Raw genomic sequence first — 13,938 nt, 5'->3', positions numbered from 1 at the left:
TTGCGGTTGCCGCGCGTCATACTGACTGCGCTCGGCGCGCTCATTAGTGCTTGTCGATCGACTGTGCGTGGAGGTAGCTAGGGTCAAACTCGGCAATCTCGGTGAGGGCAGGCAGATCGAGCACTGTGACCTGACCCTTGCGTATTTCAAGCACGCCTTCCTTCATAAGCTGACGAACGACACGGTTGATGTGCACCGCTGTGAGCCCAAGAGCCTCAGCTAGATCCGGCTGGGTCAACGGCATAGCGAACTGACCACCGTCTTCGCGATCGATATTGCGCATCCGTTCACGAAGTTCGCAAATGAGGTGCGCTACCCTTTCGCGCGCTGTTCGAACGCCGAGGCTGACAAGCCAGCTTCGCAATACGCCTTCATCAACCAACGTTGCCCACCACAGAGCTCGCATGATTGCCGGTCGCGAGCTTGTCAGTTCCTCGAATTGCAGGCGATCAACATAGGCAAAGGTGGTCGAAGTTATGGCGCCGATGGCATGATCCATTTGATCGAGCACGCCTACGTGCAGGTCACAGAAATCTCCGGGGAGCAGCAGAGCGGTAATTTGCCGCTTGCCGTTCTTCAAAATTTTGTACCGACACGCCCAACCGTTTAGAATAAGGTGGACACGCTCCGGTCTGTCGCCATCACGAATGATGTCACGCCGGGCGCCAGTTTGACGTACATCTTGCCACATCGCCTGAAGGGCAGCGCAGTCTTCCTGTGAGAGCGTCATTACCCGCGACAGTTTGGTAATAAGTGGGTTCGTCGCTTTGAAAGAAGCCGGCTTCATCGCCGGTGCTAATGACCTACGATCTTCGTCGGTATCAACATGCCCTAATTTTTCATCTGGTTTAGTATCAAGAAGTTCTAAAACTTTTGTCAACTGCGCTGATACCAATGTCTTACCGTGCAAGTCAAAAACATCAAACAGAGATTTAAGTTTTGATCGAGCGTCGGCGAGCCAGGCATCAGACATCAGCATCGCTTCATCGCTTTCGGTGCAGGCGGCATTTTACCGATGAAAGTCACAGTCATCTGGTATTCTGCATCGAGCTATTTCTAGAATAGGGGTATACATCGGTTATTGTTCATAAATTTTCGACAAACGGGCAGGTTTGTGAAAGACGAACCTTATTGTCCGATTGCTACTGAAATCCTGAGTGATTAATACCCTAAACTTACTTACATATATCAGTATCACGTATTCATGAAGGCACACCAGTAGGTAGGCATAGCCGGCGCTCAATCGATAGAGCACGGAGGTGGACGGTTCCGCCAGTTGGAAAACGCATGCGCTTCCGACGGCCAATTAGCGGTCGGCTTCCTCGGCCGCCCCCAAAGCGGAAGGTCCGCTTTCCTGCCCATCTTGGACATTCCCGACCGTCCCTCATGCCATCTGTCCCAGCTCGCCTTCGCAGTCACCGACCGGGTCCCGCAGGACACGGTGGTTGAGATGCTTTAGCGGTGATGCGAGCCGTCCAGTCGTACATGGGGCACGCAGCACTGCATCGGGCTCGATCGCCGGCGTTGTGTTGCTCGCTGCCCCTCTGGATGGCGAGAGAACGGAAACGTGGCGCCCGCACTCATGGACGCCTACAGTGGGCATATACTGACAGCGACAAGGACGACGGGGATGGCTGAACCACTACCTACGCATTCAGGCGGCTCGCCGAAGGACTGGATATCGGAGTTTGCCAGCCTCGTACGGCACGCAAATGGCCGGGACGAGAAGGTCTACGCCTACATCGCGGGGATTAGCGGTGCTCGCACCATCGTAGAGGCGAAGGCAACCGCGTGGCACTTGGAGTTGACGGACAACGAAGGAACAAACTGGCTTTTCGCTCACCCCAGCTCCGTCGTGTTGCGGTGGATGCGAACCTAGGGCGAAGATTGACCCAATGGATGAGGTGGGGAATTTTAGAAGCTTTGGTTTTTAGTACAACCTGCTGTAAGTTTTGTGGCGGCAAAAATATCATTCAACTGCATTCATCCCGATAGAGTGGTAAACCTAGATGCTCAGAGCATCTTGGCTTACCATTAACTCGACTTATATCATGCCGCGCACGCTATTGGGGCGATCGTGATATTCGCGGCCCTTAGAAAAACCCAAGGGCCGCTCAACGCTGTTCTGACTATTATAGCGATACTATGGACGGGCTAATGTTCACCGTCACGGAGTTGGCAGGTGCGACGCTCTAAATTTCGACAGGAATGGCCGCTTTAGCTGCATCGTAACGATAAGGAGACCGGCGGCTGTCCTTCCCATTCCTGCTATTCCGCTTCCGTTAGATTCGCGCCGTTAAACATCCCTAATTGAGGCCGCAGTAGCGGTCGTTGGTTCATTTGTACGAAGTCACGGATCAGGCCGGCTAATTCTATGGTAAATTTATATAGATGGTCAGACTTCCGCAGCCGGGCAATCGCTTCAGCAGCCCCCCACTAGATAGGGATAAGAAGGGGGATTCCGCGAGCTGCCTCGAACTCGTCAAGCGCAGCTATTTCATAGAGCCGCGCCGCCCCCTGTGTGCCCAGCGCGGCAGGAGGGAATCGCGCCATCTAGCGACGTCCAATACTCCAGCGAAGGTCATACGCAATTGTAACCAGTTTGGGTCAGGACAGCGACTGGCTAGAACCTGACAAGAAAAATGACGCATCCCATGACGATGAAGATGACGACGAGCATGAAGACGATCGACTGGCGTCGGTTCCGCACCACCGTCACGCGCGGATTGTGGGGGGGCGCGATCGGGGTTCCGATTGGGATGGTCGTGTTCGCGCTGCTGATGCTCGCCAGTTACGCCAGCCTTGGGCGCGACGTCTCGACCGCGCGGGCGCACGTGGCGGAGGCCTTCACAGCGGGAATATTGCAAAACGAAGACTATCTGAGGGGCAACACCGATCTCGGCTGGCACCAGTATAACGACTGCCTTATCCTGTGGCAGGCGATTGATCAGCGAGCGTCCACCAAGGCGCTGACGATCAGTCCGATCAGCGCAATGTCGGAGGGTACCCAGACGCGGTGCGGCACGCTGCGCGCGTTCGTGAAAGGCGGGACAACGCCGACTCCGTCCTTCTACCATCGCTATATTCACGGCCACACGACGCTCATCCGATTCCTGCTGCCGAACCTGTCGGTCGAGGCGATCCGCAACCTCTATCACACCACGCTGACGCTGCTCATCCTGGTCGGTCTGTGCGTCGGCATGGTCGGGCTGGTCCGCCGTCGCCATCCGACGGAGGCACTGTTCTGGACGATCCTGTTCGTGGGATTCTCACGGTGGTTCGGTCTGGAGACTTTCGGGCAGTCGCTCGGACACGGGCCAGCCGACATCGTCCTGCTCGCTTACCTCCTGTTTCTTGCGTTCATGGGGACAACCCGCGGGCTTCATCGTCGTACCGCACTGGCAACGGCAGCCATGTTTGGTGGGCTTACCGCGGGTTTCGAGTTCCTGACCGGCGGCATCCCGCTCGGCATGGCGGCCGTCATCGGCGGTATACCCTTTGCCGTCCACGCCGAGCGCGAGGGCAATCCAGCGGTCTTCACCTTCGATGCATTTGCGGCATTTTGCGCAGCCGTGCTGACCTGTTTGACAGCGAAGGTCATTCTGGTGATGGCAGTGTTCGGCCCCGGCGCGATGGCCGACAGCGCGCTGCAATTGCGGATGCGGATGGGCCTGGACTCGAGCCGCGGCGAGACAAACGATTTGGGGCTCATGCTGATGGTGAAAAAGCTCGCTAAGGGGCTGAACGGGATCGCTCCCGGCATGTCGGTTATGGCCGGTGCGGTTGTCCTCCTGGCGATCGTCGCCGGCCTATGGGGAGCCCAGCGTCTGTTGCGCACAGCGGACCCGGCAATGCGCTTCCGTACGATCGCGTTGCTGGCGTCCAACCTGGCGGTGGCGGGTATGCTGACGATGTTCTGGCAGCATACCATGATCCACGCATGGTTTATGGAACGCACGCTCGTCTGGCCGATCGCAACGGGCTTCGCGCTGTTCGCTTTCGCATGTTTCTATGCGTCGCACGGCGTTCGCGATGGCGCGCGACCGGCCGGATAAGCAAGCCTGCGCACTTCGCGACGCCCGCGCACGATCGTGTCGAGGATCAAACTGGTGAACACGATCAGCGCGGCGAAGATGCCAAGCCCGGTAATCAGTATCGCGGTAGTAAAGCGCGGGCTGCGGCGATGCAAAAGACTGATGTATCTGGGATACTCGTATCGAGGTCGGTTTCTGAAGGTGCGGCCCCCAAAACAGATGGGGTGGATGGCTGCCGCTCACGGCATCGAAGTTTCAAGATGCGATTGCTGTCAGGCGATCACGAGCAAACCCACCCCATCTGCTTTGCTCTCCATCACGACATTCGCGAGCAGATGGCCGCACCAACCAGCATTGCAACGCGACTGTTCAAGCTTGCCAACGGAGGGCCGTCCACACATGGGTCTGGCCTTCCGAAACGTTCAGCGAGCGTGGATCAGCGGGCTCCAACCAGGCTGTCGAGCAGGACCGGCGAAAAGTCGTGGCAGTCGACACCGACGTCGAACTGGCGCGGCATTGGCTTCAACCGTCCGTGGCTGTGCCCGTGCAGGTTCAAGGTACCACGGTGTTGCCCATTCCAGCTTCGGAACGGGTAATGGCATAGAACAAGTCGTCGGTCATCCAGATCGATTTCCGCATAGTCACCAACGCTCGTCCACCCCTCTGCCGCCAGCGTCGCATCGGGGTCGTTGTTGCCACGCAGCAGGTGCTTGGTCCCGTTCAGGCGAGCAAGCAATTCGGCTACATCCGTCGGGCGACGTGCTACGTCTCCCAGGTGCCAAATCACGTCGTCCGGGCTGACGACGGCATTCCAGCGCTCAACCATCGCCTCGTCCATTTCTGCCGTGTTGGCAAACGGTCGTCGGGAGATGTTGATGGCGCGATGGTCGCCGAAATGCGTATCGGCGGTAAAGAATACGCTCATGAGAGCCGCAACGTCCGTTTGCATATCATCGCGAATTAACGAGCTCCAGCGTCAAAGGTTCGGTGCCATGGTGACTGGACGTCTTACATTGCGTCGAACGTGAACTATCTCGCGGCAGCGCATGACAACCGACCGACCTTGGATCCTGGCAATCGGCGACAGCCTGGTTGCCGGTTACGGCCTTCAGGCTGCGGATAGCTTTCCAGGCCAGCTACAGGCAGCGCTGCACAAGGCAGGTCCTGACGTGCGCGTGGTGAACGCGGGGGTGTCGGGGGATACCACCGCCGACGTCCTGCGGCGCTTGCCTCGCCTGGTGTCCGCCCTCGACCAGCGGCCCGTGCTCGCCATCGTTCAAGTCGGACCGAACGACGTCCTGCGGCAAGTACCGGCGGCGCGTACTCGAGCGCAACTGGAGCAGATCCTGCTGAGCCTCAGCAGTTGTGACATTCCCGTGTTGCTGACGACCGTCGATGCTCCGGTGTTCATCCGCGATCGCGCCGCTGCATATCTGGGGATCCACGCGGGATTGGCTGCCGAACACGGCGTGACGATCTGTCCATTCTTTCCGCCCGGGGTGTTGGGACGCGCTGACATGGTGCTGATGGATCGGGTGCATCCCAACGCCAAGGCGATCGCAGCCGTGGTCGCGGCGATGCTGCCAACGGTGGAGAAGATGCTGTAGTGCCCGCGTTTGAATGCGACCGCGGACGTCTCCGCCTATCAGCCGCGAAGCCGAGTGGACTAACGTGACGGAGCCGAAGTGGTTGAGAACGGCGCGTGCAAAGCTCGGCACGAAAGAGGCTGCCGGCTCGGCCAACAGCGCGACGATCCTGGGTTGGGCAAAGCGGCTTGGAACGAAGGTGCTGGGCTTGGTCTACAATGCCGATAGCGTTCCGTGGTGCGGCGTGTTCGTGGCGTATTGCCTTCAGGAAAACGGTACCGAGCCGGTCTCTATTGCGGTGCGGGCAACGTCATGGTCGACATGGGGCTTGGCGTTGCGGCCGGAGCGACTGGCTCCGGGTGCCGTGCTGGTGTTCGAGCGGCCGGGCGGTGGCCATGTCGGTTTCTACGTCGGCGAAGACGCGACCGCGTACCACATCCTTGGTGGCAATCAGGGCGACGCGGTAACCGTAGCCCGGATAGCGAAGAATCGCTGCATCGCGCGCCGATGGCCAGCCGGCCGCCCCGTGATTGGCAAGCCGGTCCAGATGGCGGCAAGGAAGCCGATCTCTACCGACGAAGCCTGATCCTGCCGCCACGGATGGTATCGGCACGCGGTTGCTCAAGTGGCGGGTTCGGCATGAACCCGCTGCACGGCCTCGACGATGAGATCGCCCGGTTCGAGCCGCTGCGTTTCCGCCTCCCAGAACCCAAAGCTTCGATCGCCCCGGTAGATACGGTGGCCGAGACCGGTACGGATCTCCGACAAGGGGATGCCCACCTCTGCCGAGGTTACCGCTCGTTCGTGCAAGACGACCTGTCCGTCTGCCGCGGCGAGATCCGCCAGATAGGACGCGATATGCGCGCCGTGGGTCGATCCTGCCAACAGGACACCGGCCAGACTTGCCGGGTTGATCACGGTGTCGGCCCCAGCCTGCCGTGCAATTGCCTCGTTGTCATGCGACTTTATGACGACGCTGATGGGTACCCGTGGGGCCAGTCCCCGCGCGGTCAGGACGATCAGGATTGACGTGTCGTCCCGCCCGGCCGCGACAATCAGGGCGCGCGCACGGGCGAGCTGTGCGGCTTCCAGCGCCGCATTGCGGGTCGCATCGCCCTGCATGACGGTCGTTCCTCGCGCTTCGGCAGCGTCGAGCGCGACAGTCCGATCGTCGATCACCACGATTGTCTCGGGATCCGCACCACGCTTGACGAGCTCGTCCACGGCTTCGGCGCCGCTGGTGCCATACCCGGCGACAACGACGTGACCATGAAGATGACGCTGAATGACGGTCATGCGCCACCGGTCCCAGACGTTTTTGAGCAGGAAGTCATACGCCGTCCCCAGAAAGATGATCCATACGAAGAGCCTGACCGGCGTGACGACGAACGTGTCGAACATGCGCGCCTGGGTCGTCACGGGCACGATGTCGCCATAGCCGACGGTGGTGACCGTGATCATGGTAAAGTAGAGCACATCGAGAAAGCTGATCGCGCCGTCGATGTTATCGCGCAGGCCATCGCGGTCGAACCAGTGACCGAATAGCGCGATAGCTATAAGCGCGCCGGCTAGTCCCACCCGCCATAGCAGCCTTAGCCAGACCGGCGTTCTACCGCGCCGTCTGAGGGTAAAGCTGCGTTTATGCGGACGGGTCATGGCTTGGTCTACGCATGGTTCCGCCCGACCGGAAGGGTTGCCTCGGCTGATAGGTCAAACGTGTATGAGCGTCCGACGTCCTATCGGCCTAGCGGACGCCGAACCCCGCGGTGCTGTTTGCGCCATCGTCGGTTCGCTCGCGACCAGCCAGGACGTTCTCGAGTTCCGCCAGTGAATGCGGCACGTCGAGGTGCTGCGCTCCAAGGAACAAGCGTGACCCATTACCTTCGGGTACTGCATGGGTCAGCTTGTCGATATCCACCAGCGCCTTGCCTTGCGGCAGTATCTCGATCTGAACAAATCGCATGTCATGTCTCAATCTTGAGTCTAGCGGCTGGATCGCCACATGTTGATAACGGACTGCTGTGCCCGAGGGTGCGCTGGACACCTCGCGTCACCTAAACGCGTAGCTGATTGAAATGGCGAAAATCAGTCTACGATTGAGATAAATGAATGGCCGAAGTTAGGAAGTGGGCAGGTCAGTCCGAATGTCTACAACTGGGTCGGCATATCGATACGTTCAGGAACTTGAGAGCGGTCTCTGGGGCGTGACAACTCTATAGCGTTAGCGGCCTGACGATTGAAGCAGCGTGCGCGGATTACGAGGCATCTTACCGAGATGGGGCAACACGCGTTGCCAAAGTGGCGATTGATCGACGAGCCAGCCGGGGTAGAGATGCAACGATCCAGCCTGCTCCTCGTTAACCTTTGCTCTCCAGTCTACATCGAAGGACCGATATGTTCGGGCATACGAAAAAGGTGCGCTACGCCGTCGTTGGCGGTGGCCAGATTTCGCAACAGGCATTCATGCCGGGCATAGGTCGTACCGACAATTCGGAGTTGACGGCGCTCGTCACCGGCGACCCCGTGAAGGCCGACAAGCTTGCGAAACTTTACGGCATCAAGGCTTGGTCGTACGAGCAATATCGCGATCTGCTGAAATCCGGAGAGATCGATGCAGTCTATGTCGCCACACCGAATTTTTTACATCTGGAGTATGCCGTTCCCGCTTTGGAAGCCGGCATCCATGTTCTGCTCGAAAAGCCGATGGCTTCCAGCGTGAGCGAGGCAGAGCAGATCATCGCTGCGCAAAAGAAGAGCGGTGCGAAGCTGATGATCGCGTATCGGCTTCATCACGAACCTGGTACCGTCGAGATGATAACGCGCGCGCGGACAGGCGAGTTCGGCGAACTGCGAAGCTTCGTGTCCGTCTTCGCGCAGAACGTCTCGGAAGCAAATTCGCGTGGCCATAACGGCTATTGGGGTGGCCCTGTCCCAGATATGGGGACGTATCCGCTGAACGCGGTGCGCAACCTCTTCGGTCAGGAGCCAATCGCCGTCCACGCGGTCGGTACGAAAACGCCCAACCGTGGCTTCAATTTCCATGACACGGTGGCGGTCACGTTGCGCTTTTCCGGAGAGCGCGTCGCGCAGTTCATGGTCAGCTACGCTACGGCATCGTCGGAGTTCTTCGAACTGGTGGGCACGAAAGCCAGCATTCATGCGTCACCGTCGTTCATGTTCGGCCCGAAGGTCGGCATTGCGTATGTCGAGACGACCAGCGCCGGCAGCAAAGAGCACAGTTTCGATCCGGTCGAGCAGTTCGGCAACGAGACGCAGTATTTTTCGAAATGCATTCTCGACGACCTCCAGCCCGAAGCTGATGGCGATGAAGGTTTGCTTGATATGCGGGTGCTTGCCGCAATCGAACGGTCGCTGGAAACGGGCGAGACCGTGCCCCTGGATCCCCGGACGCGAACCGGTCAGGTTCAACCGGATCAGGCGCTCAAACTCAAGCCCGCCAAGGAACCCGCAGAGGATGACATGATCAGCATCATACCTCAGTCGGCGTGATGGCTGGGCCGGTATCGGTCTGACCCCGGCGTGACCGTAGGGTAGGGGACTAACGGGTACGCGTGAGGACTCTGCGCTGATTACCAACGTTCGAGGCGGTCGGGTGACCTGACCGTCTCGCATGACCGACTGGCAGATGTCGGCTCACCGATCGGGAAAGATTGAGTATCCGTTCAATTCACCAAGGTTACCCATGTCTTTGACACCGCGATTGTCTGGCAAAGTTGCTGCGGGCGCACATCATTCCCCCGTGACGGCTGCGTTTCTTCATCGCTTGGCGCCTTTCTTCGCCACCGATCAGGTTGTCGGGGGGCCGTTGCTCGTCGCAACGATCGTTGCGCTCATCTGCACGAATTCGTCCCTCGTACAGGTCTACGAAGCTTTCTGGGACAACGGCCTTGCGATCAGCCTGGGCGCGCTGCACACCACGCATCCGCTGGCCGATTGGGTGAACGACGCGCTGCTGCCGCTATTCTTCCTTATCATCGGAGCAGAGGTGAAGCGCGAAATCACCAAAGGTGCTCTATCAACTATTCGGACGGCTGCATTTCCCCTGGCCGGCGCGATTGGCGGCATAGTTGTGCCGATCGCAGTCTATCTCGCCTTCACCTACGGAACCGAGGCGGCGCATGGCTGGGGAACCGTCATCACGTCCGATACGGCGTTCGCGCTCGCGATCATCGGCCTGTTTGCCACGCGTCTGCCGAAGTCGGTCCGCGCCGTGCTTCTCGCATTTGCGGCAATCGACGACGTTGGTGGCCTGCTCGTGATCGCCGTCGCCTATACAGATGCGCTCGATCTGACCGCATTGATCGTCGCCATCGTGGCTTATGCCGCAATGTTCGGCGCACTCAAGTTACGGCTGGTATCGCCCATTCCCTACGTCCTGCTAGGGCTGATCGTGTGGGGTGGGACCTATGTGTCCGGCATTCACGCCACTATCGCCGGGGTCATGTTGGGACTGCTGTCGCCGACGCGCTCGCGATTGTCCGAGCATCGCTTCGCCCACCGCGTTCAGGAACCGATCGATCGGTTCCAAGCTGCCGTGCGGGATGCGCAGCAGGCAGACGACGATCATACAGACGCCGAAGAGGCCGAACGCAGGACGCAAAAGCAGCTTGGCTATCTTCAGGAGATGACGCAGGCGACCGACGAACCTGCTGAGCGTCTGGTGCAGATGCTCAACCCCTGGGTTTCGTACGTGGTCCTGCCTCTGTTTGCCCTCTCGGCCGTCCGCATTCACTTCTCCTCGGATTTGCTCGCGGACGCTGCTGGCTCTGTGCTCGGATTGGGCGTGTTTGCCGGACTGGCGTTCGGGAAGCCGCTGGGGTTCCTTTCGGCGACGTGGCTTGCAGTGAAGTTGCGGCTGGCGGAACTCCCCGATGCGGTGTCGTGGCGGATGGTGCTCGGGATCGGAGCGCTGTCGGGCATCGGGTTCACGATTTCGCTGTTCATCGCCAACCTCGCCTTTCCGGATGTGCAACGTACCGAAATGGCGTCCCTTGCCGTCCTTATTGCGTCAGTCGTGTCAGCCGGGTTCGGGTATGCCGCCCTGCAGTGGGCGTCGGGCTCGGCTGGCAGGCAACTTGGCCACGTCTAACTGCCTCTGCACCTTTACGTCGCGCGCGTCGCCATCGCCGCGCATGCGTCGGGGTATCGCCTACTTAAAACCGGGTTACATGACCGGCTGAAACCCGCAGAAAAAGCGTCATTGCGGCGGAGGACTTATCCACCGCTGCGCCTGCCTCTCTCAATTATCTCCTAGTGCAAAGCCGCGGGCACGTTCGCCAAGGGCAGCATAGATTCCTGCCTGATCGAGATGGGCGCGCCGCTCCTCTATTGTGGTCGATTGAGCAGCGGCTTTCAGTTCGGCGACGGTAAGCTGCTCATAGTCGCGTATCGGAGGGTTGTCTGACATCCCGGCATCTCGTCGTTAACCATACTTCGGCTGGGTATCGTCAGACAGGGAGAAAGCAACTGTTATGAATGAGTTATTGACCTAGATTGGTCGGTTCTCGATCGGTCACAGTCACGGTTAGGACAAGACCGCTGGGCGCTGCTAGCAATCACGATAGAGCTTCGAGGTAGCAAACGCATCCTGCCAGATGGCTCTCAGTAACGGCTCTCGTTGCTCATCGTACGGGCAGTGATCTAACTGACCAGCCGGATCTCTGCTCGCTGCTTTCCCTTCGTTTCGGGCATTCTCAGCTTCCAGTGATATCCCATCCATGCCGATCCCCAAGCCATCCAGCCCAAATTTGGGATATTAGGTTTTCACTAGGATGTTTTGCGAGAGAACGCCAATTTAGAACCAATTTAACCGATTGGTCGCATTTCAGTTTCGATGCCGGTTGTATGTCAGCGGCTTGCGGGGGGCGCCTTACCTAATTTTGGGTACCGATCTATCAGATCGCTTGAGTAACGGCGGAGGGTTCCTCAACCGCCTTTCGTTGTAAACGCCTCCGAGAACGGAATGGTCATCACGATATCGCCATCGATGTCGGCAATATCGATCTGGGAAGCGGTATCGAGAAATCCCTCTTCAACCTGAGCCGCGATTATGGCGCGAGCGGCGAAAATTGCCCGACGTCGAGCGTCGGTGATATCTGAAACCTCTAGCCCTTCGTCATCGACAAACGTGCGAGAGCCTTCGATCAGGTTGAAATACATCCGCATTCGGGGGCGGTACCAATCCGCCTGCCGCTTTTCATTTAACTGAATTTGGCAATGAATATCTAACCTAGGCTAAACTGATGGAGAGCCGGCGAGGTATCGCTAGGGTACAAGCTCGAAAATGCCACCCCGCGACCGCAGAAAACCGTTGGTTTGAAACTGTGCGGGAGAGGGCTCCTCCGCCGCAGGCACCCACGATGATGCTCCGAGCGGCGCTTACTCTTCGAAAACTTCCCGGGTCCTGCGATCGAAGATCCTGAATTGATGTGACGACTGGTCGCCCCGTCTGATCCGGACCTCGTTCAACGCCCCTTCGGTCGATAACCGCAACGCAACCGACGACCACCCGGACGTTAGTTTTTGATCTGCGATTTCGACCGAATATCGCAGTTCCGTCGGCTCGCCCATAATTCTACCTCGATCCTCAAAGGGTATCCTATCCTGACCAACGCTGCGGTGAAAGCCGCGCGGCCACCTACATGCTGTTCGACCAAGGCGGCCTGCACCTCTACGTTACGCCGACTGGTCGGAAGTCGTTCCGGATTAAGTATCGCCTTGGCGGCAAAGAGCAGCTGCTGACGATCGGCGCCGTTCCCGGAGTGTCGCTAGATGCTGTCCAAGCCCGATGCGACTAGGTGCGCGAGCTGCCCGGCCGCGGCGACGGTCGTTTCACCGACTATGCCTGTGCATACCTGCCGAGCACTACGGCGATCGACCTGACCGGTGCCGGTGACATCTTCTACCGCCGGGAATCTGACCCGTCCGTCGCGCGTCACCGACAGCTCGAGGCTGTAGCGAGCGACAAGATACCGGGCGAATTCATGATCGCCAGGACCCAGTAGGAGGCGGCGCAGCACGCCGGCCGCTCGACCGTCGTGAGCGCGACGATCGACAGCTGACCGAGGCGTCGCGTGCGCTGGGCACCTGCGTTGGCACACCCCATTCCATCCGTCGGAGCTTACGCTCGCCGCCGTCCGGTACGATCGCCTTGCCGTAGAACGTCGTCTTCTTGCCAGTCGGGAAGATGTCACCGACGGGGTATTCCTTGTCCTTCTAAGGAGGCAGATACCGAAGGTGACCGCAAGGTTTACCTATTTTGCCGTCATACGATACCGGTTGCACACGAAGCCTATCCCTCGGGTTGACGCCGACGAGATCCCTCGCCGGCGCACACGTCTTACAGCTTGTCTTTCAGACCCTTGGCGGCCGTGAACGCAACCTTCTTAGACGCCGCAATCGTGATCGCCTCACCGGTACCGGGGTTACGGCCTTCGCGCTCCGGGCGGTCCTTGACGGTAAACTTTCCGAACCCTGGAATCGAAACCTCCTCACCCTTAACGGCTGCGGCCGCGATCTGGTCAAATACGGCGGTGATCGCCTTCTTCGCGTCAGCTTCGTTCGAACCGGTCGCTTCCGCGACGCCCTTGGCCAGGTCACTTACGTTCATGCTATTCGTACTCCATTGGAAACACCGGCGGGACCTTACCCATGGCGAACGACGAGACAAAGACCGTACTGGACGAGCCGAGCGTTGCGGCGGTTCGCCTCATGCTGGGCAAGCTTGCGGATCACGATGTCGCCGAAGTCTATGAGGCGACCGCAGGGCTTGGGCCTATCGCAGATTTGGCGCCCAAGGCGATGCGCGCCCGTAACATCGATCTTTAACGACCAGCGGTGCGCTCGCGCATGATGCGAGGATCCCGGTAGGTGTTCGGTCCCGCGGGGCGGCGGGTGGCGGCCGGGTGCGCGGTGGGCACGCGCTGACCTGCCGACCAGGCGTGCAGCGCGCCGCGATCGAGAAACTTGCGGACGGCGACGCCTTTCACAGCTTCGGTGCCGATCGTCGGCATGGCTTGTGGAAGGTGAGGGGGCTCGGCGAAGCGCCGTTGCCGCTGTTCGCTGCGGCCGACCGCGCGGATCAGGCGGTCAGCGCGGAAGGGATTGAGCCGGATGTTGAGCTGCGCCCACTGACCGACGGTCGTGAGGTGATTGAGGACTACCGGGCACTGCAGCTCTCGCTGCGCGCGCACCCGCTGACCTTCGTCCGCGATGAGCTGGCACGGCGTGGCGTGACCAAATGCGCGGACCTGGCCACCATCCGCGATGGAAGGCATGTGGAGGTCGCCGGCATCATT

Annotated in this window: 14 protein-coding genes and 2 pseudogenes; 9 read left to right on the top strand and 7 right to left on the bottom strand. The window is 59.4% G+C overall.

Features of this window, described 5'->3' with window-relative positions:
- Positions 1 to 43: 43 nt before the first annotated feature.
- The gene (locus IFR23_RS19525; protein ID WP_192977262.1) at positions 44 to 979 is read right to left on the bottom strand and encodes a Crp/Fnr family transcriptional regulator; all 936 of its coding nucleotides are present in this window, start codon (positions 977 to 979) and stop codon (positions 44 to 46) included.
- 1,681 nt (positions 980 to 2,660) lie between these two features.
- On the opposite strand from IFR23_RS19525, the gene IFR23_RS19520 reads away from it, so the two are divergent.
- Complete coding sequence (locus IFR23_RS19520) at positions 2,661 to 4,055, top strand: hypothetical protein (RefSeq protein ID WP_192977261.1); 1,395 nt, start codon at positions 2,661 to 2,663, stop codon at positions 4,053 to 4,055.
- Here IFR23_RS19520 and IFR23_RS20360 read toward each other — a convergent pair.
- Both IFR23_RS20360 and IFR23_RS19515 read right to left on the bottom strand, forming a co-directional pair.
- A pseudogene (locus IFR23_RS20360) lies at positions 4,010 to 4,174 on the bottom strand (glycosyl transferase); the annotation flags it as partial. The gene IFR23_RS19520 and the pseudogene IFR23_RS20360 overlap by 46 nt on opposite strands.
- Positions 4,175 to 4,470: 296 nt before the next feature.
- Positions 4,471 to 4,959, bottom strand: coding sequence for a metallophosphoesterase family protein (locus tag IFR23_RS19515; protein ID WP_192239224.1), 489 nt, complete (start codon positions 4,957 to 4,959; stop codon positions 4,471 to 4,473).
- 121 nt (positions 4,960 to 5,080) lie between these two features.
- Between IFR23_RS19515 and IFR23_RS19510 the strand changes: the two genes are divergently transcribed.
- Both IFR23_RS19510 and IFR23_RS19505 read left to right on the top strand, forming a co-directional pair.
- A complete protein-coding gene (locus IFR23_RS19510) occupies positions 5,081 to 5,641 on the top strand; it encodes a GDSL-type esterase/lipase family protein (protein WP_192977260.1) in 561 nt (186 codons plus the stop codon).
- 82 nt (positions 5,642 to 5,723) lie between these two features.
- Positions 5,724 to 6,206, top strand: a complete 483-nt coding sequence (locus IFR23_RS19505; protein ID WP_192977259.1) for a TIGR02594 family protein — start codon at positions 5,724 to 5,726, stop codon at positions 6,204 to 6,206.
- A gap of 35 nt (positions 6,207 to 6,241) precedes the next feature.
- Here the strand turns inward: IFR23_RS19505 and IFR23_RS19500 are convergent, their stop codons facing one another.
- Together IFR23_RS19500 and IFR23_RS19495 are read right to left on the bottom strand one after the other, a co-directional pair.
- Positions 6,242 to 7,276, bottom strand: coding sequence for a potassium channel family protein (locus IFR23_RS19500; RefSeq protein ID WP_192977258.1), 1,035 nt, complete (start codon positions 7,274 to 7,276; stop codon positions 6,242 to 6,244).
- An 88-nt stretch (positions 7,277 to 7,364) separates the two neighbouring features.
- A complete protein-coding gene (locus IFR23_RS19495) occupies positions 7,365 to 7,583 on the bottom strand; it encodes a hypothetical protein (RefSeq protein WP_093400015.1) in 219 nt (72 codons plus the stop codon).
- 431 nt (positions 7,584 to 8,014) lie between these two features.
- Between IFR23_RS19495 and IFR23_RS19490 the strand changes: the two genes are divergently transcribed.
- Complete coding sequence (locus IFR23_RS19490; protein ID WP_192239228.1) at positions 8,015 to 9,130, top strand: Gfo/Idh/MocA family protein; 1,116 nt, start codon at positions 8,015 to 8,017, stop codon at positions 9,128 to 9,130.
- Between the two features lie 121 nt (positions 9,131 to 9,251).
- On the top strand, positions 9,252 to 10,730 hold the full coding sequence (gene nhaA, locus IFR23_RS19485) for a Na+/H+ antiporter NhaA (RefSeq protein ID WP_244655808.1): 1,479 nt from the start codon (positions 9,252 to 9,254) through the stop codon (positions 10,728 to 10,730).
- An 836-nt stretch (positions 10,731 to 11,566) separates the two neighbouring features.
- On the opposite strand, the gene IFR23_RS19480 is transcribed toward nhaA, so the two are convergent.
- Positions 11,567 to 11,806, bottom strand: a complete 240-nt coding sequence (locus tag IFR23_RS19480; RefSeq protein WP_192239229.1) for a DUF6894 family protein — start codon at positions 11,804 to 11,806, stop codon at positions 11,567 to 11,569.
- 476 nt (positions 11,807 to 12,282) lie between these two features.
- Here IFR23_RS19480 and IFR23_RS19475 point away from each other — a divergent pair, with 476 nt between their 5' ends.
- Positions 12,283 to 12,438: an Arm DNA-binding domain-containing protein gene (locus IFR23_RS19475; RefSeq protein ID WP_192239230.1), complete on the top strand. Its 156-nt coding sequence runs from the start codon at positions 12,283 to 12,285 to the stop codon at positions 12,436 to 12,438.
- Positions 12,439 to 12,645, top strand: coding sequence for a hypothetical protein (locus IFR23_RS19470; protein ID WP_192239231.1), 207 nt, complete (start codon positions 12,439 to 12,441; stop codon positions 12,643 to 12,645).
- A 335-nt stretch (positions 12,646 to 12,980) separates the two neighbouring features.
- On the opposite strand, the gene IFR23_RS19465 is transcribed toward IFR23_RS19470, so the two are convergent.
- Positions 12,981 to 13,250 (bottom strand): HU family DNA-binding protein, encoded by a 270-nt coding sequence (locus IFR23_RS19465; RefSeq protein ID WP_132897098.1) that lies wholly within the window; start codon positions 13,248 to 13,250, stop codon positions 12,981 to 12,983.
- Positions 13,251 to 13,291: 41 nt separating this feature from the next.
- On the opposite strand from IFR23_RS19465, the gene IFR23_RS19460 reads away from it, so the two are divergent.
- Together IFR23_RS19460 and dnaE2 are read left to right on the top strand one after the other, a co-directional pair.
- The gene (locus tag IFR23_RS19460; RefSeq protein ID WP_192977257.1) at positions 13,292 to 13,468 is read left to right on the top strand and encodes a hypothetical protein; all 177 of its coding nucleotides are present in this window, start codon (positions 13,292 to 13,294) and stop codon (positions 13,466 to 13,468) included.
- A gap of 104 nt (positions 13,469 to 13,572) precedes the next feature.
- Positions 13,573 to 13,938 (top strand): annotated as a pseudogene (gene dnaE2 / locus IFR23_RS19455) (error-prone DNA polymerase); the annotation flags it as partial.

This window comes from Sphingomonas sp. CFBP 13603 (assembly GCF_014892665.1).
Taxonomy (GTDB): Bacteria; Pseudomonadota; Alphaproteobacteria; order Sphingomonadales; family Sphingomonadaceae; genus Sphingomonas.
The sequence above is the reverse complement of the archived record's forward strand: the minus strand, read 5'-3'. Positions and strand labels throughout refer to the sequence as shown.

Excerpts from the sequence above, each read along its gene's own strand:
- IFR23_RS19525 (WP_192977262.1), bottom strand. The coding sequence starts at position 979 with ATGCTGATGTCTGATGCCTGGCTCGCCGACGCTCGATCAAAACTTAAA.
- IFR23_RS19520 (WP_192977261.1), top strand. The coding sequence starts at position 2,661 with ATGAAGATGACGACGAGCATGAAGACGATCGACTGGCGTCGGTTCCGC.
- IFR23_RS19515 (WP_192239224.1), bottom strand. The coding sequence starts at position 4,959 with ATGAGCGTATTCTTTACCGCCGATACGCATTTCGGCGACCATCGCGCC.
- IFR23_RS19510 (WP_192977260.1), top strand. The coding sequence starts at position 5,081 with ATGACAACCGACCGACCTTGGATCCTGGCAATCGGCGACAGCCTGGTT.
- IFR23_RS19500 (WP_192977258.1), bottom strand. The coding sequence starts at position 7,276 with ATGACCCGTCCGCATAAACGCAGCTTTACCCTCAGACGGCGCGGTAGA.
- IFR23_RS19495 (WP_093400015.1), bottom strand. The coding sequence starts at position 7,583 with ATGCGATTTGTTCAGATCGAGATACTGCCGCAAGGCAAGGCGCTGGTG.
- IFR23_RS19490 (WP_192239228.1), top strand. The coding sequence starts at position 8,015 with ATGTTCGGGCATACGAAAAAGGTGCGCTACGCCGTCGTTGGCGGTGGC.
- nhaA (WP_244655808.1), top strand. The coding sequence starts at position 9,252 with ATGACCGACTGGCAGATGTCGGCTCACCGATCGGGAAAGATTGAGTAT.
- IFR23_RS19480 (WP_192239229.1), bottom strand. The coding sequence starts at position 11,806 with ATGCGGATGTATTTCAACCTGATCGAAGGCTCTCGCACGTTTGTCGAT.
- IFR23_RS19475 (WP_192239230.1), top strand. The coding sequence starts at position 12,283 with ATGCTGTTCGACCAAGGCGGCCTGCACCTCTACGTTACGCCGACTGGT.
- IFR23_RS19465 (WP_132897098.1), bottom strand. The coding sequence starts at position 13,250 with ATGAACGTAAGTGACCTGGCCAAGGGCGTCGCGGAAGCGACCGGTTCG.
- IFR23_RS19460 (WP_192977257.1), top strand. The coding sequence starts at position 13,292 with ATGGCGAACGACGAGACAAAGACCGTACTGGACGAGCCGAGCGTTGCG.